The sequence below is a fragment of the Hyalangium ruber genome, assembly GCF_034259325.1.
GTDB lineage: Bacteria > Myxococcota > Myxococcia > Myxococcales > Myxococcaceae > Hyalangium_A > Hyalangium_A rubrum.
Window position 1 is genome coordinate 92,464 of the sequence record NZ_JAXIVS010000013.1, and the last position, 21,454, is coordinate 113,917.

15 protein-coding genes are annotated in these 21,454 nt (G+C 67.5%); 9 read left to right on the forward strand and 6 right to left on the reverse strand.

Annotated elements, in window-relative coordinates; genetic code table 11:
- Nucleotides 1-113: 113 nt before the first annotated feature.
- The 4 genes from SYV04_RS31695 to SYV04_RS31710 all read left to right on the forward strand — a co-directional run bounded on the left by SYV04_RS31695 (nucleotide 114) and on the right by SYV04_RS31710 (nucleotide 6,229).
- Nucleotides 114-1,760, forward strand: coding sequence for an adenylate/guanylate cyclase domain-containing protein (locus SYV04_RS31695; protein ID WP_422723993.1), 1,647 nt, complete (start codon nucleotides 114-116; stop codon nucleotides 1,758-1,760).
- Nucleotides 1,757-3,937, forward strand: coding sequence for a serine/threonine-protein kinase (locus SYV04_RS31700; RefSeq protein WP_321549705.1), 2,181 nt, complete (start codon nucleotides 1,757-1,759; stop codon nucleotides 3,935-3,937). Before SYV04_RS31695 ends, SYV04_RS31700 begins: the two co-directional genes overlap by 4 nt.
- A 147-nt stretch (nucleotides 3,938-4,084) precedes the next feature.
- On the forward strand, nucleotides 4,085-4,987 hold the full coding sequence (locus SYV04_RS31705; RefSeq protein ID WP_321549706.1) for a hypothetical protein: 903 nt from the start codon (nucleotides 4,085-4,087) through the stop codon (nucleotides 4,985-4,987).
- Nucleotides 4,988-5,068: 81 nt separating this feature from the next.
- Nucleotides 5,069-6,229, forward strand: coding sequence for an ATP-grasp domain-containing protein (locus tag SYV04_RS31710; RefSeq protein WP_321549707.1), 1,161 nt, complete (start codon nucleotides 5,069-5,071; stop codon nucleotides 6,227-6,229).
- A gap of 43 nt (nucleotides 6,230-6,272) precedes the next feature.
- Here the strand turns inward: SYV04_RS31710 and SYV04_RS31715 are convergent, their stop codons facing one another.
- On the reverse strand, nucleotides 6,273-7,910 hold the full coding sequence (locus SYV04_RS31715; RefSeq protein ID WP_422723994.1) for a vWA domain-containing protein: 1,638 nt from the start codon (nucleotides 7,908-7,910) through the stop codon (nucleotides 6,273-6,275).
- A gap of 300 nt (nucleotides 7,911-8,210) precedes the next feature.
- Here SYV04_RS31715 and SYV04_RS31720 point away from each other — a divergent pair, with 300 nt between their 5' ends.
- Nucleotides 8,211-9,419, forward strand: coding sequence for a hypothetical protein (locus SYV04_RS31720; protein ID WP_321549709.1), 1,209 nt, complete (start codon nucleotides 8,211-8,213; stop codon nucleotides 9,417-9,419).
- Between the two features lie 1,029 nt (nucleotides 9,420-10,448).
- On the opposite strand, the gene SYV04_RS31725 is transcribed toward SYV04_RS31720, so the two are convergent.
- Nucleotides 10,449-10,988, reverse strand: a complete 540-nt coding sequence (locus tag SYV04_RS31725) for an AAA-type ATPase lid domain-containing protein (protein WP_321549710.1) — start codon at nucleotides 10,986-10,988, stop codon at nucleotides 10,449-10,451.
- Between the two features lie 154 nt (nucleotides 10,989-11,142).
- On the opposite strand from SYV04_RS31725, the gene SYV04_RS31730 reads away from it, so the two are divergent.
- From SYV04_RS31730 to SYV04_RS31740, 3 genes are all read left to right on the forward strand, one after another.
- Nucleotides 11,143-12,507: an AHH domain-containing protein gene (locus tag SYV04_RS31730; RefSeq protein ID WP_479691452.1), complete on the forward strand. Its 1,365-nt coding sequence runs from the start codon at nucleotides 11,143-11,145 to the stop codon at nucleotides 12,505-12,507.
- 9 nt (nucleotides 12,508-12,516) lie between these two features.
- Complete coding sequence (locus SYV04_RS31735; RefSeq protein ID WP_321549712.1) at nucleotides 12,517-13,080, forward strand: imm11 family protein; 564 nt, start codon at nucleotides 12,517-12,519, stop codon at nucleotides 13,078-13,080.
- Nucleotides 13,081-13,251: 171 nt separating this feature from the next.
- Entirely contained in the window at nucleotides 13,252-15,645 is a 2,394-nt protein-coding gene (locus tag SYV04_RS31740) for a PAS domain-containing protein (protein ID WP_321549713.1), read from the forward strand.
- Between the two features lie 19 nt (nucleotides 15,646-15,664).
- On the opposite strand, the gene SYV04_RS31745 is transcribed toward SYV04_RS31740, so the two are convergent.
- Genes SYV04_RS31745 through SYV04_RS31755 form a run of 3 tightly spaced genes read right to left on the reverse strand, consistent with a single transcriptional unit; the run spans nucleotide 15,665 to nucleotide 18,329 of the window.
- Nucleotides 15,665-16,441, reverse strand: a complete 777-nt coding sequence (locus tag SYV04_RS31745) for an alpha/beta hydrolase (RefSeq protein WP_321549714.1) — start codon at nucleotides 16,439-16,441, stop codon at nucleotides 15,665-15,667.
- Between the two features lie 23 nt (nucleotides 16,442-16,464).
- On the reverse strand, nucleotides 16,465-16,830 hold the full coding sequence (locus tag SYV04_RS31750) for a response regulator (RefSeq protein ID WP_321549715.1): 366 nt from the start codon (nucleotides 16,828-16,830) through the stop codon (nucleotides 16,465-16,467).
- A 2-nt stretch (nucleotides 16,831-16,832) separates the two neighbouring features.
- Nucleotides 16,833-18,329, reverse strand: a complete 1,497-nt coding sequence (locus SYV04_RS31755; RefSeq protein ID WP_321549716.1) for an ATPase domain-containing protein — start codon at nucleotides 18,327-18,329, stop codon at nucleotides 16,833-16,835.
- 95 nt (nucleotides 18,330-18,424) lie between these two features.
- Between SYV04_RS31755 and SYV04_RS31760 the strand changes: the two genes are divergently transcribed.
- A complete protein-coding gene (locus SYV04_RS31760) occupies nucleotides 18,425-19,771 on the forward strand; it encodes a M28 family metallopeptidase (RefSeq protein WP_422723995.1) in 1,347 nt (448 codons plus the stop codon).
- Here SYV04_RS31760 and SYV04_RS31765 read toward each other — a convergent pair.
- Nucleotides 19,768-21,453, reverse strand: coding sequence for an asparagine synthetase B family protein (locus SYV04_RS31765; RefSeq protein WP_321549718.1), 1,686 nt, complete (start codon nucleotides 21,451-21,453; stop codon nucleotides 19,768-19,770). The genes SYV04_RS31760 and SYV04_RS31765 overlap by 4 nt on opposite strands.
- Between the last annotated feature and the right edge of the window lies 1 nt (nucleotide 21,454).

Sequence of the window (21,454 nt, forward strand, 5' to 3'; positions counted from 1 at the left end):
CCTGTAAGCTGGGCGACCATGCAGGCATGCCAGAAAGCAGGGAGGCGGGGTCGCACCAACCGTTCCCCCGGACGGAGTGTGTCTGGTAGTGTCCGACCGGTGAGGTCTGCCGCGTGACCCAAGCTCCTGCTTCATCTTCTGCCCAGGCCAAGACGCTGCGCGGGCCCCGGCTGACCGGCATGTTCGCCGACGGCACGCTCGGGGAGTTCCCGCTCGGGCCCAAGACGACGCTGGGGCGACACCCGGCCAACACCCTGCGCCTGGTGGACCGCGAGGTCTCCAAGGAGCACGCCGTCATCGAACAGACGGGGCGCGACTTCATCCTCCGCGACCTGAACTCCTCCAATGGCACCTTCGTCAATGGGCGCCGGGTGAAGGAGATGCGGCTGCGCGACGGGGATGAGATCACCCTGGGCGGCTCCAAGTTCACCTTCCACGCGGGGGATGCGCCCTCGATTCCGTCGGCGCCCGCGGGCGTCACGGTGGTGGCCAACCCGCGCTCGGTGCCGGCCTTCCTGGCGCAGATGGACCAGGGCCCGCAGAACTTCCGCCCCGCCGACGAGCTGGGCGACATGGAGGCCCTGCGCAAGGACTACGAGAAGCTGCGCATCGCCTACGAGTTCCACCGGCAGGTGAGCCTGGCGGGCACCCAGCAGGAGCTGTTCGACCAGATCATCCGCGTGGCCTTCCAGCTGCTGCCCGCCGACAACGGCGTCATCCTCACTCCGGGTGCGGATGGCGAGTTCACGCCAGTGGCGGTCCACCACCGGCAGGGCCGCGTCATGGCGGTGGTGCTGTCGGACACGGTGCTGCGGCGCGTGGTGGAGACGGGCAAGGCGGTGCTCACCGCGGACGCCATCATCGACGAGCGCTTCTCGGCCGCCGAGAGCATCGTCGCCCAGGGCATCCGCTCGGCCATGGCGGTGCCGCTCACCGTCAACGGCTCCATCAAGGCGGTGCTCTTCCTGGATAGCCGCCAGCGCATCAACGCCTTCTCGGAGAACGATCTCACCATCCTCACGGGCATCGCCGCGCAGGCGGGCATCGCCCTGGAGAACGCGGCGCTGGCCGAGCAGATCCGCACCGAGGCCATCACCCGCGCCGAGCTCAGCCGCTTCCTGTCCAAGGCGGTGGCCGACGCGGTGATCAAGGGCAAGACGGAGGACCTGCGCAAGAGCCAGCTGGCGGAAGTCAGCTGCCTGTTCGCGGACATCCGCGGCTTCACCACGCTGGCGGAGAACGAGTCTCCGCAGGACGTGGTGGAGATGCTCAACGAGTTCTTCACCGTCATGGCCAACGTGGTGTTCCGCCACGAGGGCAACCTGGACAAGTTCATCGGCGACTGCGTGATGGCCGTGTGGGGCCCGCCGCTCAAGCACCCGGACGATCCGGCCCGGGCGCTGCAGGCGGCGCTGGAGATGCAGGACGCGGTGGATGAGCTGAACGAGAAGCGCAAGTCGCACGGCCGTCAGCCCATCGAGGTGGGCATCGGCGTGAGCACTGGCCAGTCCGTCGTGGGCTACATGGGCAGCGCCGAGCGCCACGAGTTCACCGCCATCGGCGATACGGTGAACACCGCCTCGCGCCTGTGCGGCCTGGCCAAGGGTGGCGAGGTGCTGGCCACCGAGATGACGATGCAGAAGGCGGGGCCGGGCTTCTTCGCCGAGGCGCTCCCCGTGCAGCAGGTGAAGGGCAAGGAGAAGGGTGTGCAGACGTTCCGGGTCACCGGCTCGGAGCGCACTGTCGTTCGGGACCCATGATCCGTCAGGTCTGCCCCAACTGCGAGCGCACGCACGACGTGAGCGTGTACGTGAGTGGCCAGCGTGTCCTGTGCCGCTGCGGCATCAAATTCGAGGTGCGTCGGGGCGATGTGTCCACTGTGGGCTCGCGCCCCTCGCACCACGCGGTGACGGTGGTGGGCGGCTCGAGCGCCGAGGAGGCGCAGAACGGGGTGGAGATCGTCCTCTCCCCGAGCAGCGTGGGGGACAATGCCCTGAGGACCAACGGGGTGGCTTCTGCCTCGAACGACGGGGCCTCCGCGCAGACGGCGGGGGTGGCGCCGCCGGCCCAGCCCGCGACGGTGGAGATGGTGGGCGCGGCCACGGTGCTTCGCGGCTCGCAATTGGGCGCGGAGGAGGCGCCGGGCGCCGGGCAGCATGAGGAGTCGGGGACGTTCGCCGCGGGCATGCGGGCGGCGCTGCCGGGCTTCGAGCTGCTGCGCATCCTGGGGCGGGGCGGCATGGGCGAGGTGTGGCTTGCCCGGCAGCAATCGCTGGGGCGCACGGTGGCGGTGAAGCTGTTGCCGCCACGGCTGGCCAAGGATCCCGAGTTCGTCACCCGCTTCGAGAAGGAGGCCACGGCGCTGGCGGCGCTCAGCCACCCCAACATCATCCAGATCATCGATCGGGGCGTGGCCGGGGAGCACTACTACTTCGTCATGGAGTACGTGGAGGGCCGCTCCCTCCGCGACATGATGGGGATGACTCGGTTGCCGGCGCCGCAGGGCCTGCGGCTGCTCTGCCAGGTGGCGCGCGCCATCGAGTGCGCGCACGACAAGGGCATCATCCACCGCGACCTGAAGCCGGAGAACATCCTGGTGGACGGGCGGGGGCACGTGAAGGTGGCGGACTTCGGCCTGGCGGGCATCCGTCAGCCGGACTCGCGGCTCAACCTCACGGCCACGGCGGTGGCCATGGGCACGCTCAACTACATGGCTCCGGAGCAGCGCAAGGACGCCAAGAACGTGGATGGGCGCGCCGATCTCTTCTCCTTCGGCGTCATGCTCTACGAGGTGCTCACCGGCGAGCTGCCCGTGGGGCGCTTCCGGCTGCCCTCCGAGCGCGTGCCGGGGCTGGACCCGCGCGTGGACGCGGTGGTGGCGCGGTTGCTGGAGAACGAGCCCGAGGACCGCTACGCGACGGCGAGCGAGGTGTGTACCCTGCTGGAGGCGATGGCGGGCTCCAGTCCGGGCTCGGGCCTGCAGTCGGCGGCCGGCGCGCCGGGCTCGGTGGAGGCGGCTCGCTCCTCCGTGGTGAAGCGGCTGCACTCGGGTTGGCGCAGCGTGCGCGCGGGCCTGTCCGTGGTGGGCGGCCTCATCGTCCTGGGCTACGTGGTCAAGGCGCTCATCGGGCCGGTGAACCTGCACGTGGGCGGGGGAGAGAAGGGCGGCGTCGTCATCGGCACCGAGGGCTTCGCCCTGACTCCGAGCAAGAAGCCCTGGCCGGCGAACACCGATGGAGAGCTGTTCATCGAGTCCCAGGTCATCGCGCCGGAGAAGCCCGAGAGCCCCTCGAAGATGCTGATGAAGTTCGCCCAGGGCGAGGAGGAGATGAACGTCTGGTCCGGCACCTGGCGCCTGAAGGATGGGCGGCTCGAGGTGGTCCAGGGCGGCAGCGAGATGGGCCCCAAGGGGCGCTTCCTGCCGCGCGCCTACCTGGCGCACCGCTACTTCTCCAGCGACGACTTCAACGCCGAGGTGATGATGGACGTGCGGCCGCTGGGCGCCGAGTACCCGGTCGAGCCGGATGCCCAGCACTTCGGCGAGCTGACGTTCCGCATCCGGGACCTTCAAGTCTCGGCCTTCGCCATCCCCGATGTCGGCATGCGCCTGTCGTGGCGCTACCTGCAGGAGGATGGCACGGAGGTGGTGGGCAACAGCGCCCAGGACCTGGAGAACCTCACCGCCGACGAGATGCCGGTGCCCGCCAAGGGCCCGTTCCGCGTGCGCCTGCAGATGAAGCGGCGCAAGAACGGCGTCATGGTGGAGGCCTTCGTCAACGGGGTGCGCTTCGCCTACAAGATGCTCCCGGGGCTGGAGGGGCGCGTGGGCAAGGTGGCCCTCGGCTGTCGCAACCAGGCCTGTACCTTCAGCGAGCTCACGGTGCAGGGGCACCTGATGGAGCGGCCGAAGCGGCGGGTGGCGGGCGCTCAGGAGTAAACGCTCGGCTGCTCGGTAACGGTCCAGTGCCCGACGCCCGTGAGCCCGGCGGGGGGATGGGCCCCTTGCACGCCCGTTGCACGATTCCCACCCTCGACAGGCGCGGCGTGCCGCTGGGGCCGTGCTCCATCAATCGCGGGGGAAGGGATGGACGTCCGAATGATGCTGGCGCCGCTGTATGCGGCGGGCCTGGGCGCGATCGTCGTCGCGGCGTTTGCTTTCGGACGCAAGGATGCCCGCGCGTTCATGCCGCGCTGGCCCCTGGCCTGGTTCGGCCTGCTGGCCACGATCTCGCTGATGCTGGCTTCGGACTACGTGCCCGCCTCCCTGCGCGTGTCGCTGGACACCGCGGGCCAGGGCGTGGGCTTCGGCCTGCTGGCGCTGGCGGCGGCGCTGGCGCTGTGGGGCTCCAAGGCCCGCTTGAGGGCGGACACGCTGCAGGGCTCGGCGCCCCGGAGCCTCGACGAGGCGGTGGCGGAGCTGCGCGCGGGCCGCGCTCCGGGCTGGGGGGTGTACCAGGGCCGCCTGGGGGCCAGTGAGCAGGTGACTTCGCCCAGCGGCGTGGTGTGCGCCTTCTATGACGCGGAGCTGCGCACCGTGGGTGCCCAGGGCCGCAAGGGCTCGCTGATTTCGCAGGAGAAGGCGTACGCCCTGGTCATCACCGTGCGCGGGGAGAAGACGGAGGCGGTGGTGAGCTTCACCCCGTCCGCGCTGATGGCGCCGCTGCAGGTGCGCCGCTGCCTGACGGACCCGCGGCTCGTCGAGCCCGAGGCAGGAGAGCTCGCCGAGGGCCGGCCGGTGGAGGAAGTGCTCTCCTACGAGCGGGTGGGCAAGCTCGGGGAGTCGTGCCTGGTGGTGGGCGAGCTGCACCGGGGGCCCGCGCCGGGCTCGTACGTGCTGCGTGGGCGGCAGGGCGGCCCGGCCATGCTGCTGCTGGGCAACGAGGGGCTCGGCACCGGCGGTGAGCTGGCCCGCAAGGCCTGGGGGTTCTTCTCCGCGGCCGGGGCGCTCTCGGTCGCCGCGGCGTTCGTTCTCTCGCGTACCCTTTAGGCAGCTCGACGCGGTGCGTAAAAACGTGCGTTACTTTGGGTGAACTTCGTTATCCTGAAGGCCCCGGAGGGCGCACGCGGAATGAACGTCGTCTTCATCTCTCCCCAATTTCCCCCGCACTTCGTCCACTTCGTCACCGCGCTGCGCGAGCGCGGCATCACCGTCCTGGGGATTGGCGATACGCCGTATGACTCGCTGCGGCAGGAGCTGCGGGAGGCGATGGCCGAGTACTTCTTCACGCCTCGGCTCGATGACCGCGACGCCATGCTGCGCGCGGTCGGCTACTTCACCTGGCGCCACGGCCGCATCCACCGCATCGACTCGCTCAACGAGACGTGGCTGGAGGCCGAGGCGCAGCTGCGCCAGGACTTTCACGTGCCCGGGCTGCTGCCGGCGGATCTGCGCCAGCTTCGCTCCAAGCTGGGCATGCATGATCTCTTCAAGAAGGCCGGCATTCCCCACCCGGATGCCATCGCCGTGCGCAACGCCGAGCAGGTGAAGGCCTTCGCCCAGCAGGTGAAGTATCCGATCGTGCTCAAGCCGGACGTGGGTGTGGGGGCGGCCCACACCTTCAAGGTCCGCAGCGACGCCGAGGTGGATGCCGCCTTCGCCCAGCCGCTGATTGGCTATGTGGCCCAGGCCTTCGTGAGCGGCAGCATCGTCACCTATGACGGGATGGTGGACGCGCAGGGCGAGCTCGTCTGCGCCTTCAGCCACGAGTACAGCATCGGCATCATGGAGTCGGTGAACGAGCAGCGCGATCTCGCCATCTGGAGCCTGCGGGAGCTGCCGCCCGCACTGGATGCCATGGGCCGCCGCACGGTGGCGGCGCTGGGCCTGCGGGAGCGCTGGTTCCACCTGGAGTTCTTCCGCCTCGAGGACGGCAGCTTCGTGGCGCTCGAGGCCAACCTGCGTCCGCCGGGCAGCTTCCTGACGGACATGATGAACTACGCCTGCGACATCGACGTGTACCGGCTCTGGGCGCGGCTGATCAGCGGCGCGCCGGTGAGCGACTTCAAGTACACGCGCAAGTACCACGTGTGTCACACGGCGCGGCGCGCGGGCCGCTCCTACAAGCACGCGCACGGCGAGGTGGTGTCGAAGCTCGGCGGCGCGCTCATCCAGCACCGGGAGATGCCGTCCGTCTTCCACAGCGCGCTGGGCACCGAGATGTACCTGTCGCGCCACGAGGAGTTCGAGGACATGCGCCAGGCGGTGCGCCTCATCCAGGAGACCCGCTAGGCTGGCGGGTGCCCTGGCTCGGCCGCGCTGCAAGACCGCGCAGCTACCGTTTCGACTCGGCGTGGGAGGCCGTGGCGCTCGTGAGCGCCTGGGCCTGCGTCACGAGCTTCACGAACTCGGCGCGCTCGGCCTGGCCTTCGGTGGTGCGCTCGGCCAGCTTGAGCGCGGTGGCCAGGCTCCAGCCCTGGGCCGAGGGGCTGTGGCGCAGGATGTCCGCGGTGGAGGCCACCGCCAGCGCGAAGCGGAAGTCCGGCGAGGCGCTCTCCAGTGACGAGCGCACCCGCGAGCGCTCGAAGGGGAAGGCCTGCTCGGCGGCCTCGGCCCCGTTGGGGGCCTTGGCGCGGATGCGCACCGTGGCCAGGGTCTGCTGCTCGCCCGTCAGCTCCACCTCATAGAGCGCGGTGACATTGTGGCCCGCGCCAATCTCTCCGGCGTCCACCTTGTCGTTGCGGAAGTCTCGGTCGGCCACGTCCCGGTTCTCGTACCCCACCAGCCGGTAGCGCCGCACGGCCGCCGAGTCGAACTCCACCTGGAGCTTCACGTCCTTGGCGATCACCTCGAGCGTCCCGGTGAGCTGCGTCTCGAAGACCTTGCGCGCCTCCTGGTAGGTGTCCACGTAGAAGCAGTTGCCGTTGCCCTGGTCCGCCAGCTTCTCCATCAGGTCGTCCCGGTAGTTGCCCATGCCGAAGCCCACGGTCGTCAGGGTGACGCCCTCGGACACGGAGCCGCGCACGCTCTCCAGGATGGACTCGGGCGAGAGGTGGGGCCCGATGTTGGTATCCCCATCCGTGAGGACGATGACGCGGGAGACGACGTTGCCGGAGGCCTTCTTCATCGCGTGCCGGTAGGCCAGCTGCATGCCCGAGCCCATGGCCGTGCCACCTCCGGACCGCAGCGAGTCGATGGCCGCATAAATCCGCTCCTGCTCGGTGGCGGGGGTGGGCGGCAGCACGTCCTGCGTGGAGCCCGCGTAGGTGACGATGGCCACCGTGTCGCTCTCATTGAGATTCTTCACGGCAAGCTTCATCGCCTCCTTGGCCAGCGGCAGCTTGTCCCCGGACTGCATGGAGCCACTGGTGTCCACCAGGAAGACCAGGTGCGCGCGCTTGCGCTGCGAGCGGGAGACCTGCTTGCCCTGAATGCCCACGCGCAGGAAGTAGCGGCCCTTGCCGAAGGGAGAGGGCGCACCCTCGAGGTTCACGCTGAAGGAGTCCTTCTCGGGCACGGAGTAGCGGTACTTGAAGTAATTGACGAACTCCTCGACGCGCACGGACTCGGGCGGGGGCAGGCTGCCCTGTTTCAGGTAGCGCCGCGCCAGCGAGTAAGAGGCGGTGTCCACATCCACGGCGAAAGTGGACAGGGGATCGGCCCGGGTGTCGGTGAAGGCGTTGGGGGTATGGGCCTCGAAGGAGTTGCCCGAGGTGGCTTGGGGCTGGTGCTTCGGCATGGAGGAGGGCGCGGCGCGAAAGGCCAGCACCTCCTCCCCGCTGGATCCGCCCACCGTACCGCCGAGCACTCCGCCGAGCACTCCGCCGACGACCCCGCCAACCACTTCGCCCTCGACTCCACCCTCGACAGCCTCGGAATCCTCCGCGGCGGGCTGCTCCTCGGCTTCCGCTGGCGGCGGGAGTTCCTCGCGGGACGGGCTCACCTCGGCTGGCGGCGCGGCGGGGACCTTCATCACAAGCTCGGCCTCTGGCGGAGGATTCCGGCTTGTGCATCCGGCGGAGAGGCCCAGGGCCAGCACGGTGCTGGCCCAGAGAGAAAGGCGGTGTGGCAGGGAACGGGACATGAGGGCTCCGGGGTCAGGAGGAAAGACTCGGTGGGCTGCTCTTCCTCGCGCACCCAAGATAGAAACCTCTGGAGGAGCGATGGCCGTCGCATGGCCATGATTGCGTCATGGTTTCGTCAGGCCCCCCTCGCCCTGGCTCGGACAAGAGGGGCTGAGCCTCCGCCGCGGGCTTGAGGGACAATGGCGGACATGACGGCTCGCCTCGCTTCCTTCTTCTGCCTCCTCGTCGCCGTACCCGCCGCCGCCAACGTGGCCGCGTCCACGCGCATGCCGGCGGCTTTCACCCTGTCTCCGGGGACCGCGCGCACGCGCTCGGAGGTGCTCGGGGAGGAGCTGTCCTTCGACTGCTCGGGGGCGGAGCGCGAGGAGGCCTGCCGCTTCGAGGCGCGCTACCGGCTGCGCAACGGCACCTCCGAGGCGGAGGTCATCGACGCGGCCTTTCTGGGTATCCGTGTGAGCGAGGTGCGCGTGGCGTTCGACGGGGAGCCGCTCCCGGTGGCGGAGGGACAGGCAGACCCACCCGAGTCCGTCCTGGACACCGGCGATGCCGCACAGGCCCCACTCGCACATGAGGAGGCGCTCGAGCGGCTCGCGAGCACTTCGGTGGAGCGTTTCGGTTTCACCCTCACGCTGCCTCCAGCGAGGGGAGGGGAGCTGGTGGTGCGCGGCGTGGTGCGGCTCGAGAGGCGCTTCCTGCCCTCGGGGTATGAGTGGCCCGCGGTGCAGTCGCGCCACGTGCTGCTGTCCTCCGAAGCGTGGCGAGCCACGCACTGGGACATCGATTACCTGCTGGGGCCCATTCGCACGTGGGCGGGCAACCCTGAACTCCACGTCACGGTGCGCTTCCCCTCGGCGTGGGAGGTGGGCAGCAGCCCGGACGCATCCGCGCGCACCCAGCCGGAGGCGACGGGTTGGCAGGTCCGGCGCGAGGGCGCGCACGCGGTGGCGGAGCGGCGCTTCGAGGCAGCGAGCGCGCCGGAGTGGTTCAACATCGCGCTCACGCAGCGCAAGTCGTGGTGGATTCCGGGCGGCGTACAGCTCGGCGTGGGCGCTCAGCTCGGGGAGGGTTCCCGCTTCATGGCGCGGCTCGGCTACCAGCTCGCCGCGCCCAAGTCCTTCCTGCACTCGCTCTCCGTGGAGACGGACTTTCGCGAGCAGCTCGTCCTCGCGCCGCTCACACAGTACGCAACGCCGCAGATCCTCATCATCCCGAGTCTCGGCCTCGGGGTGGGCGTGCCGGTGCAGGTACTTCCCGAAGCCAGGCCGGGTTTGCGGTTGCTCGTAGACCTGCACTTCGGCCCGGTGGGAGCCGCGCTCAGCTGGGACCACTATCCCCGGCTGCGGGAAGGCGCGGACACCTTCTCGCGGCTCGCCCTCTTGCTCCAAGTAGGGCTGTAACTCCACGGGTCGGCAGCGTCGAGGTCGCAATCGAGTGCGTACTCCTTAAGCGGTACAGCCGGCTTCCCTTCCTCTGCATAGGGTTTCCCCTAAATCCTGGCTTCAGGACTCTTGATGAGCCGCGATGAGGGAGACAATGCATGTACCTGGGACGCGGCGTGTTGTGTGTGGTGTTGTCCATGGCAGTAGGGTGCGGTTCTGGTTCGCCCCCTGCTAGTCCCCAACTGCCAACGCCAGGAGATTCCCAGGGCCCCGTGGGGCCCCAAGGTCCTCAAGGTGAACAGGGCCCTATGGGACCTCAAGGTCCGCAGGGCGAGCAAGGCATGCAGGGCGAGCAAGGTCCCCAAGGGCTCGCGGGAGCGCCCGGGGATCTAGGGCCCAAAGGAGACAAGGGAGACCCGGGGAATACCGGCTCACAAGGGCTCATGGGACTGCAAGGACTTCAGGGACCCGCGGGTGAGGGAGGGCCACAGGGGCCTGCGGGGGCTCAAGGCGAGACAGGGCCTGCGGGGGCTCAAGGTGAGACAGGGCCGCAGGGGATCGCAGGGGCTCAAGGTGAGCGAGGGCTGCAAGGGCTCACGGGGCCGCAAGGACTCACGGGGCCACAAGGGCCCACTGGCGAAGTGACGGGACCAGTGGATGGAAGTCTGTTGGTGGATGGCTCGGTGGTGCGAGGAAAACTCGCGCGTGAGAGCGTCCTCCCAGAGAACGAGGGGCGTGGAAACTCTATCAGGTCGCTTTTCGCATCCAACATCTACACCATCGCTATCCCCCTCTACGTTGTTCCAGCGGGTAAGACTTTCATTGTGACTGATATTGTTGCTGTTGGAAGAGACAATGGAACGATCCTCAGCCTCGGAATAATGAATGGCGAACATATCTTGCCCGTGAGAGCAATGGTCCCTGTCTTCGGGCCTGGGCTTGGGTATACGCAACCTTCCCATACCACCCAATTCCAAGCAGGAGTCCGGTTTGACTCTGGAGAAGTCGTGGGCGTCTCCGCAAGCAGCGGCAGCTACCCAAGCTTTGTCACCGTGAGTGGTTACGAGTTCTAATCCCTCCAGCGCCGCCCCCCAAACCCGCTCGCCGGGGCTCCTCAGCCATAGCCTGAGGAGCCCCCCTCGCCACCCTCCTCCCCATCGAAGAGATCCACCGTCGCGGTGAGCTGGTACGTCGCCTCGTTGGCCGAGGTGTCCGAGGCGGTATGCAGCAGCTCAACGAGCAGTGGCGAAAGCCGTGTGCAAATAGGGCACATACTACCGGTGGCGTGACTCCCTCAGGCAGCTCCAGTGCAGGAGCCGCCGTGTCCTCAGGCGCGCGGATGTTCCCAGGCCAGGAGTGCTGCTCGAGTCGGGCGAGGGCGGCCGGAGTGAACTTCACCGCCTGCGCTCGCGGAGCGTGGGCTCGCACGAAGTGCTCCGCCAGCAGCCGGGGGGCTCTGGGCCGGTTGCACAGCGGCAGCACCAGCGGCATGACGCCCAGCCGGTAGTACAGGCCCTCGCGGAACTTTCCCTGGCGGGCGTGGAGCAGCAGCTCTCGGTTAGTGGCCGCCACCACGCGCACGTTCACCTGGAAGGGGCGGTCGGCCCCATGGGTTTGATTTCTCCGCTTTCATCCCCTGCAGGGAAGTGAAGGGGGAAGGATGGACGCCACCCAGCGGCTCCTCCTCTTCCCTGTGGCGGACTTCTAACGTCTCCTCTTTCTTGCAAAAAGGGGGTGACCCATGGTTCTGCGGCGGATTCTGTTGAGGACCCACGCTCTGCTCCTCGCGTTCCTCGTGGGGTGCAGCGGCATCCCGAGGGTCGCCCGCGTAGAGGACACAGGCCAGGGGACAGCCGTCGTCCACCTTCCCCGCAGGGCGGAACTGCAACCCATCGTGCTGGAGCAAGAGGAGGTTCAGCGGGCCATCAGGCAACTGGCGCGCGAGGTGCGGCTGTCAGGCATGCCGCGCCAGACGGTGGAGCGAATGTTTCAGATGGACTCGCAGTTCGGAAACTATCTCTACCTGCCCAGGGACAAGAAGTTGGTGCCGACGGGTGGAGGTGAGTCCCTAGAAGGGACGTTGACGAAAGAAGACCTGGAGACGGCGGAACGCTACCGGGTCTGGTGCCAGCGCGTGCATAACCTCTACGGCGACTGTCTCGGGGGCGCGCTGGTGGGTGGGCGCTATCTGGACATGAACGGCCGCTACATCTGGGCGCTGGCTCTGAGCAAGAGCCCGGTGCTGGACGAGATGAACAAGGCGCTGGGTGAGATGGTGGAGGTGCGGGCGCTCATCAGCGCGGCCCTGTGGACGTTGGGTTCCATGCTGCTGATCATGGCACTCAATCCCGTGGCTCCGGCGCTGGTGGCGGTGCTGGGCGTCGGGCTGATTCTGTATGTGGGCTATGACACGCTCTACAACCTGGTAACGGGCTGGCTCCAGCTGATGGAGGAGGTAAAGAGAGCCACCTCCTTCGAGCAGATCCGCGAGGCGGGCGAGCGCTTCGGAAAGATCATCGCTCGCCAGTCCGCGCGCGCGTTGGCCATGTTGCTGGTGGCGGCCATTGGTCGGACGGCGCACGAGTTCGCGGCGAAGGTGCCGACGCTGCCCGGCTCGGCGCAGGTGGCTGTGCAGGCCGAAGGCAAGGCCGGAATCTGGCTGCCTGCCTTGGGGGTGGTGGAGGAGATTGCGCTCAGTGCCGAGGGTGTCAGCGTCACGATGCCCGTGAACGCGGTGGCTATGGCGGCGCGGGGCGGTGGTGGCAAGGGGCCCTGCGTCGAGATGCACCACATCGCCACCAACTGCAACGACACGTCTACCCTTCGCGGTGGCCAGTGGACCCCAAGGTTCCGGGAGATCTTCGCCAAAGCAGGGATGACGCTGGATGACCCGGCGAACAAGATGCCCCTGGCAGGGCATTACGGACCGCACCCCGAGCGGTATCATCAGATTGTTTTCAAGGAACTGCGCGGTGCAACATTGACCTGTCGCAGCATTGCGGAGTGCCGGGAGAGATTGAAGGAGGCCCTCAAGGAACTGTCGAAGGAAATCGCCACCCCGGGAACAGAGCTGAACCAACTCGTCACCCGGCAGACACCGCGATAGATGGAGCCCATGCCCAAGCGTTTCTTCGAGCTCGCGGACGATGTGAACGTTCCGCACCGCTGGCACCTGGCGATGCCCAGGGACCGCCACGGCCTCAAAGTGGATGACGGGCAGTTCATGCGCGGGACGCCCGTCGACATCAAGGATCGTTTGAGCGTCCCCATCGAGATCGAGGGCAAGCCGCTGGACTTCACGGAAGCGGGAATCAGCATCCCGGTAGTTCATGTCCGGGTCGCGTCCATGTTCGCGGAACTGGCGCCTGACAACGTGCAACTGCTCCCTGTGGAGGTGGAGGGCCATCCGGATCAGTACCTTATCCTCGTGGCCACCCGCCTCATCCGCTGTATCGACGAGAAAGCTTCCCGAGTTCGGCTCTGGACTCACGAGAACGGGATTCCGGAGATGGTCGGTCAGTACGCCTCCGTGCGGGACATGCGCATCGAGAAGGCCAAGGTGGGAAGCGCCCAGGTGTTTCGTTGTGAGGGGTGGATGGGCCCGCTGATCGTCTCCGAGGAAATTAAGGACGCTTTGGAGCACATGGGTGCCACAGGCATGTGGTTCGAGGAGGTCTAGCGGTTCGCACGCAAGGTTGGAGGTGCGCTCCAGCGCTAGCGCGGAGAGCAGGCTGGCATGCGGCCTTACGGTTCCCAGAACGACCCAGGGAGCCCACATTCCATCTGGGGAGGTAAGGGCAGCCAGGCAACCAGGCTGACGAGCCAGCGCTGGCTTCCCCGAGGATGGGTGATGCCACAGGGAACTTTCGAGTCCACGCCCGAGTCGCTCGACGGTTACACCGTGGCCCAGCGGCTCCGTGAGCGGAAGGCGGAGATCATCGAGGCCTATGTCTCGGCCGCTCGCTCGGAGCTGGAGGCGGCCCGCACGCTCGATTGGGATGGCCTCGTGGACAGCCTTCCCGAACTGATCGACAACCTGGCGGATGCGCTCCAGCAGGGCGAGAGCGTCGCGAATCTCCAGGAGAGCGCTCGGATTGGGATGAAGCACGGCCAGATACGGGCGCACCAGAACGCGTACTCGCTGAACGCTGTCCTGATCGAGTACCGCCTCCTCAGCCGGGTCATCTTCACCGTCCTCCGCCAAGGCGGCCGCCTGGAGTTCCAGACCGAGGACATCATCCATGACGCCCTTCACCGCGGAGTCGCGAACTCCGCGAGTGAGTTCACCCGGATTCGCTCCAAGGTGGAACAGGAGTACCAGGCGGAGCGTGAACGGGTCCTACAGGAACTCCAGACCGCGAGATCGCTTCTCGAAGCCGTCATTCGCCACCTCCCGGTAGGCGTTTCAGTCACGGACGCTCGGACCGAGAGCGCGCTGGTTCGCAACGAAGAGGTCGAACGGCTCATCGAGCGCCCGGTCTCTGAGCGCAAGACCGCGGAGGAATTCGCTCTGTACGGAGCGATCCACGCCGATGGCAGTCCCTATGCGGTGGGCGAATACCCCACGGTTCGGGCCATCCGAAAGGGAGAGACCGTTCGCGACGAGGAGATGCTGTACCGTCGGCTGGATGGGACCGTCTCCACGCTCGTCGTGAATTCGACCCCGATCCGTGATGGTCACGGCAACATCACCGTCGCCGTGACGACGGTCTACGACTTGACGGAGCGGAGGAGGCTCGAGATCGAGCTCCAGAATAGCCGCCAGGAGCTGCGCGATTTCTTCATGCAGGCCCCCGTGGCCCTGTGCATCCTCAGCGGGCCGGAGCACGTCTTCACCCTGGCGAATCCGCTGTATCTCCAGATGGTGGGCCGCGATCCCATCGGCAAGAAGGTCCGCGAGGCCTTCACCGAGGAGGAGGCGGGAAAGTTCTTCAAGATTCTCGATGAGGTCTACCGAACGGGAATCCCTTACATCGGCAAGGAGCAGCCCTTCCCGCGACAGAAGGAGAGAGGGGAGGCTGCCCGGTTCTCCCTCACCCTGGGTTATCACCCCTTCCGAGGAGGCGATGGACGTATCAAGGGCATCCTCGCGATCATCCAGGATGTCACCGAGCAGGTCCGCGCTCGTCAGCAGGTGGAGGAGAGCGAGGCGGCGCTTCGACAGGCGATGGAGCAACTGCGGATCGTCGCGGATTCAGTCCCCATTCACCTGTGTCACCTCGATCGCGACGAGCGCTTCCTGTTCATGAACAAAGCCGCGGCGGAGATGTGGCACCTGCCCCCGGAGCAGTTCGTCGGGAAGACGATTCGACAGGTCGCGGGAGACGAAACGCAGCGAGCCCTTCATCCGTACACACTCCAGGTGCTGCAAGGCGAGATCGTGTCCTACGAGAGCCCGTTCCATGCGCCCGATGGATCGGTCCGCACCTTCTTGAATACCTACACGCCGCAGTTCGCGCCGGACGGAACGGTTCGAGGGTTCCTGGTGGCCGGCACCGACATCACGGATCGAAAAAAATCGGAAGAGGCACTTCGAAAGAGCCTCGTGAGCTTGCAGGAAGAGCGTGAGCTGCGTGAACGGTTCGTCTCCACGCTCGCCCACGATCTTCGCACCCCGCTGACGGCCGCCAAGATGAGTTCCCACCTGCTCAGCCGCGGCGCGGACGATCCCGCGCGTCTCCAGAAGCTGGCGAGCCGTATCGCCGATAACATCGATAGGGCAGACCAGCTGATCCGCGACATGCTCGACACGAGTCGACTCAAGGCCGGAGAGAAGCTCCCGCTCGAGCTGGAGCGCTGTTGCTTGAATGAGGTTGCGAAGCAGGTGCTCGAGGAGCTGAGCACGATCCACGGGGACCGGTTCGTTCTCCGAGCCGCGTCCACCATCGAGGGCTTCTGGAGCTGCGGCGCGATTCGCCGGATCCTCGAGAACCTGTGCGGCAACGGAGTGAAGTATGGAGCGCCCCATCGCCCTGTGACGGTGTCATTGAAGGAGGAAGGAGGCGCGGCAAGGCTTCAGGTCCACAACGAGGGTATGCCCATTCCAGAGACGGAGCTGCCGAACCTCTTCGAGCCGTTTCACCGCTCGAGTACCGCCCGCGCGAGCGGAGAGCGTGGCTGGGGGCTTGGGCTGAGCCTTGTCAAAGGCTTGGCGGAAGCCCACGGTGGCACCGTCAGCGTCAGCAGCTCGGAGGAGCAGGGGACCGTCTTCACGGTGGTACTGCCCATCAGCCAGCCGGGTTAACTCTCGCCATGGGCCCGGCTCAGCGCAGCAGCCAGCGCAGCGCCTCGGGCAGGCGGCGCTGCCAGTCCCGCTCGTTGTGGCCGCCCTCGGGGTCCAGCACCAGGTGCAGCTCGTGGTCGCCGTACCCCAGGTTCTTGAGGTGGAAGTAGAAGTCGCGCGTGGCCTGGCCGTAGAACATCCAGTAGCCCACCGGATCGATGTTCTCGTGGACGCCCGCGTCCAGGTAGATGCGCGTCCAGCGGTGCGTATGCGACGTCCACTCGTGGAAGAGGCGGCCGTAGCTCCACATCACCGAGGGAGACAGCCCACCGATGCGGCCGAACAGCTCCGGGTACCTCCAGCCCAGGTAGAGCGAGATCAGCCCTCCCATCGATGAGCCCATGACGCCCGTCCATGCCGGGCCCTGGCGCGTGAGCCAGTGGCTGTCGATGAAGGGCTTGAGCGTGTCCACGAAGAAGCGGACGTAGGGCTCGCCCCGCGCCAGCACGTGGCTGCGGGGCTCGTCCCATGGGGAGTACTCGGACAGGCGGTTGTCCCGCGAGTCCACGGCGACGACGATCCACGGCTCCAGCTGGCCCTCGCGCACCAGACTGTCGAGCGCGTGGTTGGCGCACCAGGTGTCGTAGAGGGCCGACTCCGGGTGGGCGAAGACGTTCTGCCCGTCGTGCAGATAGAGGACGGGGTAGCGCCGATCTGAGGCCGCCGGGTCGTACCCGTCCGGCGTGTAGATGCGCAGGGTGCGGGAGAAGCCCTCCTGGGGAGAGGCGAAGTCGCGGATGATCTGGATGGAGCTCATGTGAAGAAAGACGGGCGGCGTGTCTATCGCGCGGGAGGGTGGCCGAGGTTGCGTCGCACCAGCTCCAGGAACTGGTCCAGGCCGAACGGTTTGTGCAGGAAGTCGGTCGCGGGCAGATCGCGCCACACCTTCGGAGGGCTGGCGCTCATGAGCACCACGGGGACGTCCCGCAGGTTCGGGTCGCTCTTCATCGCCTCCAGGACGGCCGGGCCATTCATCACCGGCATCATGTAGTCCAGGAAGACCAGGGAGGGGGACGCCTTGGCCATCTGCTCCATGGCCAGGCGGCCGTTGAGCGCGAAGGCGGACGGGTAGCCCTCGTCCTCGAGGAACCCTGTCAGGGCCTCGGCGATGCCGAACTCGTCATCGACGATGAGGATGGGCCCCATACCTACTTGCCCCGCAGTTTGAAGCGGCGCTTGCGAGACGCGCCCTGGGTGGGGGAGATCTGGGCCAGGCCCGACATCAACAGCTGCGCATTGCTGATGGGGTCTCCGACGGAGAGCCCCTTTCGGCTGATCTGGAACTCGCGCAGGGCGGGATCATGCTCGCTGGTGCGCAGCTTCAGCACGGAGATGAAGCGCCGCAGCTCCGAGCCCACCTCGGTGCAGCGCAGGAAGAGGATGTTCTCGGTGATCATCGAGATTCCCCGAACGGGGAACTTGAGCTGGGGCCCGAAGGCGAACTCCGTCTCGACCGAGAAGAGCAGCGTCACGCCGCGCGAGCGGCACTCGTTGACGAGCGCGGCCATGAAGCGCGCGATGCGGGGCTTGTGGACCACCGTCCGCTGCAAGGCCTCGAAGCCGTCGACGAAGAGCCTGCGGATCCCCTTCTCCCGGATCAAGTGCAGCAGCTGGGTCCCGAGCTCATCGAGCAGGTTCTCCAGGGGAGGACGGAAGCTCAGCTCGAGCGTCCCCTTCTCCATGAGCGGCTCCAGGGCAAGCCCCACGCTGGTGGCCTGATCGCGCACCCGCTGGGGAGCGTCGTAGAAGGCGAAGTAGTGTCCGCGCTCGCCCTTACGGGCGCCTTCGGCGAGGAAGTGCAGCCCCAGCAGGGTCTTCCCGCTGCCGGGGGTTCCGAAGAGCATCAGGGTGGAGCCCACGAAGATGCCGCCGTGGAGCATGGCGTCCAGCCCCTTGATGCCAAAGGCCATCCGCTCCTTCGCGGAGCTGGCGGGGACTTCGGTCTCCACCACCGTTTCGAGCCGGGGGAAGACGGTGATGCCGCGATCGCTGATGTCGAAGCTGTGGGGGCCGCGCAGGTGGCCGCTGCCTCGGAACTTGCGGACGGTCAGCTCGCGCACCGCCCGCACGCCGAAGGTGCGCTCGCGCAGGATGAGCATGCCGTCCACCATGGTGTGCTCGGCCTTGAGGCCGCTGCCCCCTCCGGTGGTGAGCAGCAGCGAGGTGCAGCCCATCAGCCCCGTCGTCACCTGGATGCCGTGGATGAACTTCTTGAAGTCGCGCTCGGTGGGGGCGATCTCCTCGGCCGCGACCAGCCCATCGAGGATGAGCAGGGTGGCCCGGTGGGACTTGATCTCCTTGCGGATGAGCTCCAGCAGCGCGTCCAGCCCGCCCTCCTCGAGCACGGAGTAGGCGCTCAGGTAGGCCAGGGAGTCCGGGATGCGCGACAGCTCGAAGAACTTCATCGAGCGCAGGTTGCTGATCATCCGGGTGTGCGTCTCGGCCAGCAGGGTGACGTAGAGGGCCCGGCCCCCCGTGGACGTATGGTGGAAGCAGACCTGGTTGCCGAGGATCGTCTTCCCGGCGCCAGGCATGCCCAGCACCATATAGACGCCCCCTTTGATGAAGCCCCCGCGCATCAGGGTGTCGAGCCCCGGGACGCCCGTGGGGAGTCGCTCGGCCTGGGAGGGTCCGTTCTCAGCCATCGTGTCTACCGTGGAACAATCGTGTCATCCCGCGCAACTTACATTCGCCTACTTACGACAACCACAGCGTACAGGTTCGCACACCGAGGTTCGCTATGGCCCCGAGAATCCCCGAGAGTTCACGCGCTGTCACTTCCTTAAGAGAGCCAGTGTCGTCTGCGCGGAGCAACGGGGTGAGGGACGCGACAGTCCGGCGGATGGGGGCGGAGGCGCGGGTCTCGCCGGCGGCGTCCGATTCCTTCGAGGGGGCTGGGGGCGCGCGGCCGCGCGTGGCGCTCGATGGGGCGCCGCAGTCGACGCCGGCTCCGGTGGATGACGCGGATCCGATGAAGCACATCGCCTATCTGTCCTCGGATGAGCTGAAGGGCCGCGACAGCCCCTCGCAGGAGCTGAGCGCCGCCTCCGCGTACGTGGCGCAGTACGCCCAGAAGTACGGCCTGCAGGGTCCCAACACGCTGAACCCGAGCGACCCGTACCACCAGAGCTTCGAGGTGTTCTCCTTCGCGGGCCCGGCGCGAGAGGCCGCCGCGGGCTCGGAGCATGGCCACGGGGTACACAAGGAGTTCGGGCACGAGGTGTTCCAGGAGGGGTTCTACCTCGACGAGAACATGCCCCCGGAGACGCGGGCGCTGCTCAGCAGCAAGTACGCGGAGACGCTGAAGGCGGCGGGCAGGCCGCTGGCGGAGCGTTCGGGCGAGCCGATGAGCGTGGAGCAACTGCGGGAAGTGGCACAGTTCGACGGCATGACCCAGAACACCCTGGCCATGCTGCCGGGCACCGGCCCCCACAAGGACGAGGTGATCGTCGTGATGGCCCACCTGGACCACATCGGCACGGGCCGCAATGGGACCGTCTACAACGGCGCGGACGACAACGCCTCGGGCAGCGCGGTGCTGATGGCCGCCATTCCAGAGCTCGTCGAGGCGCAGAAGCGCGGCGAGCTGGACCGCTCGGTGCTGTTCCTGTGGACGGGGGCCGAGGAGAAGGGGCTGGTGGGCTCGCAGTACTTCGTGGACCACCCGATTCCCGGGCTGGGGCTGGAGAACATCTCCGGCGTCATCAACATGGACATGGTCGGCCGGTGGGATGACCAGCGGCTGTCGGTCATCGACACGAACTCGCGGGGTAAGGCCAACTACTTCCGGGAAATCGTCGGCGAGGCGAACCAGGAGCTGGCCGATCCGTTCGATCGGCTCAACCAGGACATCAACGTGTACCGGGACCGGCAGGATGGCGCTGTCTTCTCGCGCAAGGGCGAGGACGTGCTCTTCCTGTTCGAGGGGCTCTCCAACCCCAACGGCGGTGGCGAGCTGATGCCCGACTACCATGGGCCGGGTGACGACATCGACAAGATCATCCGCGACAACGGGGGCAACAAGCCTCGGCGGGTGAAGGACCTGATGGTTAACGTCATCGAGAAAGCGGCCAACCGTTCCGCTTAAGGCGCGAGGACCTTGCGCAGCCAGGCCTCCAGGGTGATCAGCAGCCAGATCTTCACGCCGTGACGCGGGCGCAGCCCGCCCAGCTTGCCGGACAGGAGGCGCTCCAGCCACCTGCGGTCGAACAACTCCCAGCGCTGGAGCCCGTCGAGGAGGCGTGAGCGGGCTTCCGGCAGCAGCGGCCCCTGGAACCAGCCCTCCACCGGCACCAGCATGCCGCTCTTGGGGCGGTCGATGATCGCGCGCGGCAGGATGTCCTCCACGGCGCGCTTGAGCAGGTACTTCTCCACCGAGCCCTTCAGCTTGAACTGAGGCGGAAGCTGGAAGGCCAGCTCCACCACGCCGCGGTCGAACAGGGGCGCGCGCGGGAGCACCCCGAACGGAGCGCTCACCTCGTCCACCTTGTGGAGGATGTGGTGGGCGCCCTTGAGCGTCAGGTTCAGGGCCTGCAGCTTGCCCACGAAGGTCTTCCAGCGCGGGTCGGCGAAGAGGGGCGCCAGGGACTCCTCGAGCGGCCGGGCCTCGAGCGCCTGCCTCAGCTTCGGGGAGAGCGCCTGATCGAAGTCATCGAAGCACTTCTGGTGGGCCCGGAGGTAGCTGCGCTCGCGCGCCAGGGGCTCCTCGTCGCGGATGGACATGTCCCCGTAGAGCTCCGCCAGCAGCATGGGCAGGTTCTTCGGTCCGCCGAAGCAGGGGTCGCCGCCCTCGCCATTGAGCACCACGCCCACCTGGGTCTCCGCCTCGCGGAAGAGCAGGGCGTTGGGCACGGTGAGCGGATCGCCGATCGGATCCGAGTGCAGCGCGATCGTCTCGTCCAGGTGGCGGAGGATGACGTTGGGCGCCAGCTCCACGATGTGGTGCTGGGTGCCGCAGTGCTCGGCCACGAGCGAGCTGAACGGCAGCTCGTTGCGGTACTCCGGGCCGAAGGAGACCGACCAGGTCACCACCTCGTGGTCATGGAGTCGCTTCGCCAGGGCCACCACGAGGCTGGAGTCGAGCCCCCCGGAGAGGAACGCGCCCACCTTCTCTCCTGGCGGCAGCCTGCGAGAGACGGCGCCCTCCAGCTCGGCGCGCAGTTGCTGGCGCAGCTCCTCTTCGCGTTCGAGGGCGCGGGCTCCCTCCGCGGCGTCCAGCTCGGGCGGCAAGGACCAGAACCGCTCCTTGCGCACCGTCCCGCCGCCCAGCGGCAGGCGCACCTCTTCACCGGCCAGCACCTCTCGGACGCCCTCGACCAGCGTCTCCTCGCCCGGGCTGTACGCATAGCTGAGGTACGCCGCGATGCCGCGCGGATCGAGCTGTCGCGGGACGAGGCCACTGGCGAGCAGCGCATGGATCGTCGAGGCGAAGATCCATCCCCCCGGAACCTTCGCGTAGTACAGCGTCCGCTCGCCGATGGCGTCGCGGGTGAGCCGGACCTCACCCTCCACGCGCCGGGCGAGGACGAAGGCGCCATTCACCTCTCCGAGGCGCCCGGAGGCCGCGAGGCTGCTCCACTGGGAGAGCTCCTCGATCCGCTTGCCCTCCCACCAGCACGCGTCCCAGTCCACGACGAGCGGCGCTCCCGCGTCTGGGTCGAGCAGCCGCGCCCCTGGCCCCAAGGCGCGCAGGAGCCCTTCGGAGGCGCTCCGGGCCGGGGAGGGGTGTACCAGGCCTCCGATGCGCCCGGACGGGCGACGGCGGGTCACC

Coding starts and splice junctions, on each gene's coding strand:
- SYV04_RS31700 (WP_321549705.1), top strand. CDS start 1,757: ATGATCCGTCAGGTCTGCCCCAACTGCGAGCGCACGCACGACGTGAGC.
- SYV04_RS31705 (WP_321549706.1), top strand. CDS start 4,085: ATGGACGTCCGAATGATGCTGGCGCCGCTGTATGCGGCGGGCCTGGGC.
- SYV04_RS31710 (WP_321549707.1), top strand. CDS start 5,069: ATGAACGTCGTCTTCATCTCTCCCCAATTTCCCCCGCACTTCGTCCAC.
- SYV04_RS31715 (WP_422723994.1), bottom strand. CDS start 7,910: ATGAAGGTCCCCGCCGCGCCGCCAGCCGAGGTGAGCCCGTCCCGCGAG.
- SYV04_RS31720 (WP_321549709.1), top strand. CDS start 8,211: ATGACGGCTCGCCTCGCTTCCTTCTTCTGCCTCCTCGTCGCCGTACCC.
- SYV04_RS31730 (WP_479691452.1), top strand. CDS start 11,143: ATGGTTCTGCGGCGGATTCTGTTGAGGACCCACGCTCTGCTCCTCGCG.
- SYV04_RS31735 (WP_321549712.1), top strand. CDS start 12,517: ATGCCCAAGCGTTTCTTCGAGCTCGCGGACGATGTGAACGTTCCGCAC.
- SYV04_RS31740 (WP_321549713.1), top strand. CDS start 13,252: ATGCCACAGGGAACTTTCGAGTCCACGCCCGAGTCGCTCGACGGTTAC.
- SYV04_RS31745 (WP_321549714.1), bottom strand. CDS start 16,441: ATGAGCTCCATCCAGATCATCCGCGACTTCGCCTCTCCCCAGGAGGGC.
- SYV04_RS31750 (WP_321549715.1), bottom strand. CDS start 16,830: ATGGGGCCCATCCTCATCGTCGATGACGAGTTCGGCATCGCCGAGGCC.
- SYV04_RS31755 (WP_321549716.1), bottom strand. CDS start 18,329: ATGGCTGAGAACGGACCCTCCCAGGCCGAGCGACTCCCCACGGGCGTC.
- SYV04_RS31760 (WP_422723995.1), top strand. CDS start 18,425: ATGGCCCCGAGAATCCCCGAGAGTTCACGCGCTGTCACTTCCTTAAGA.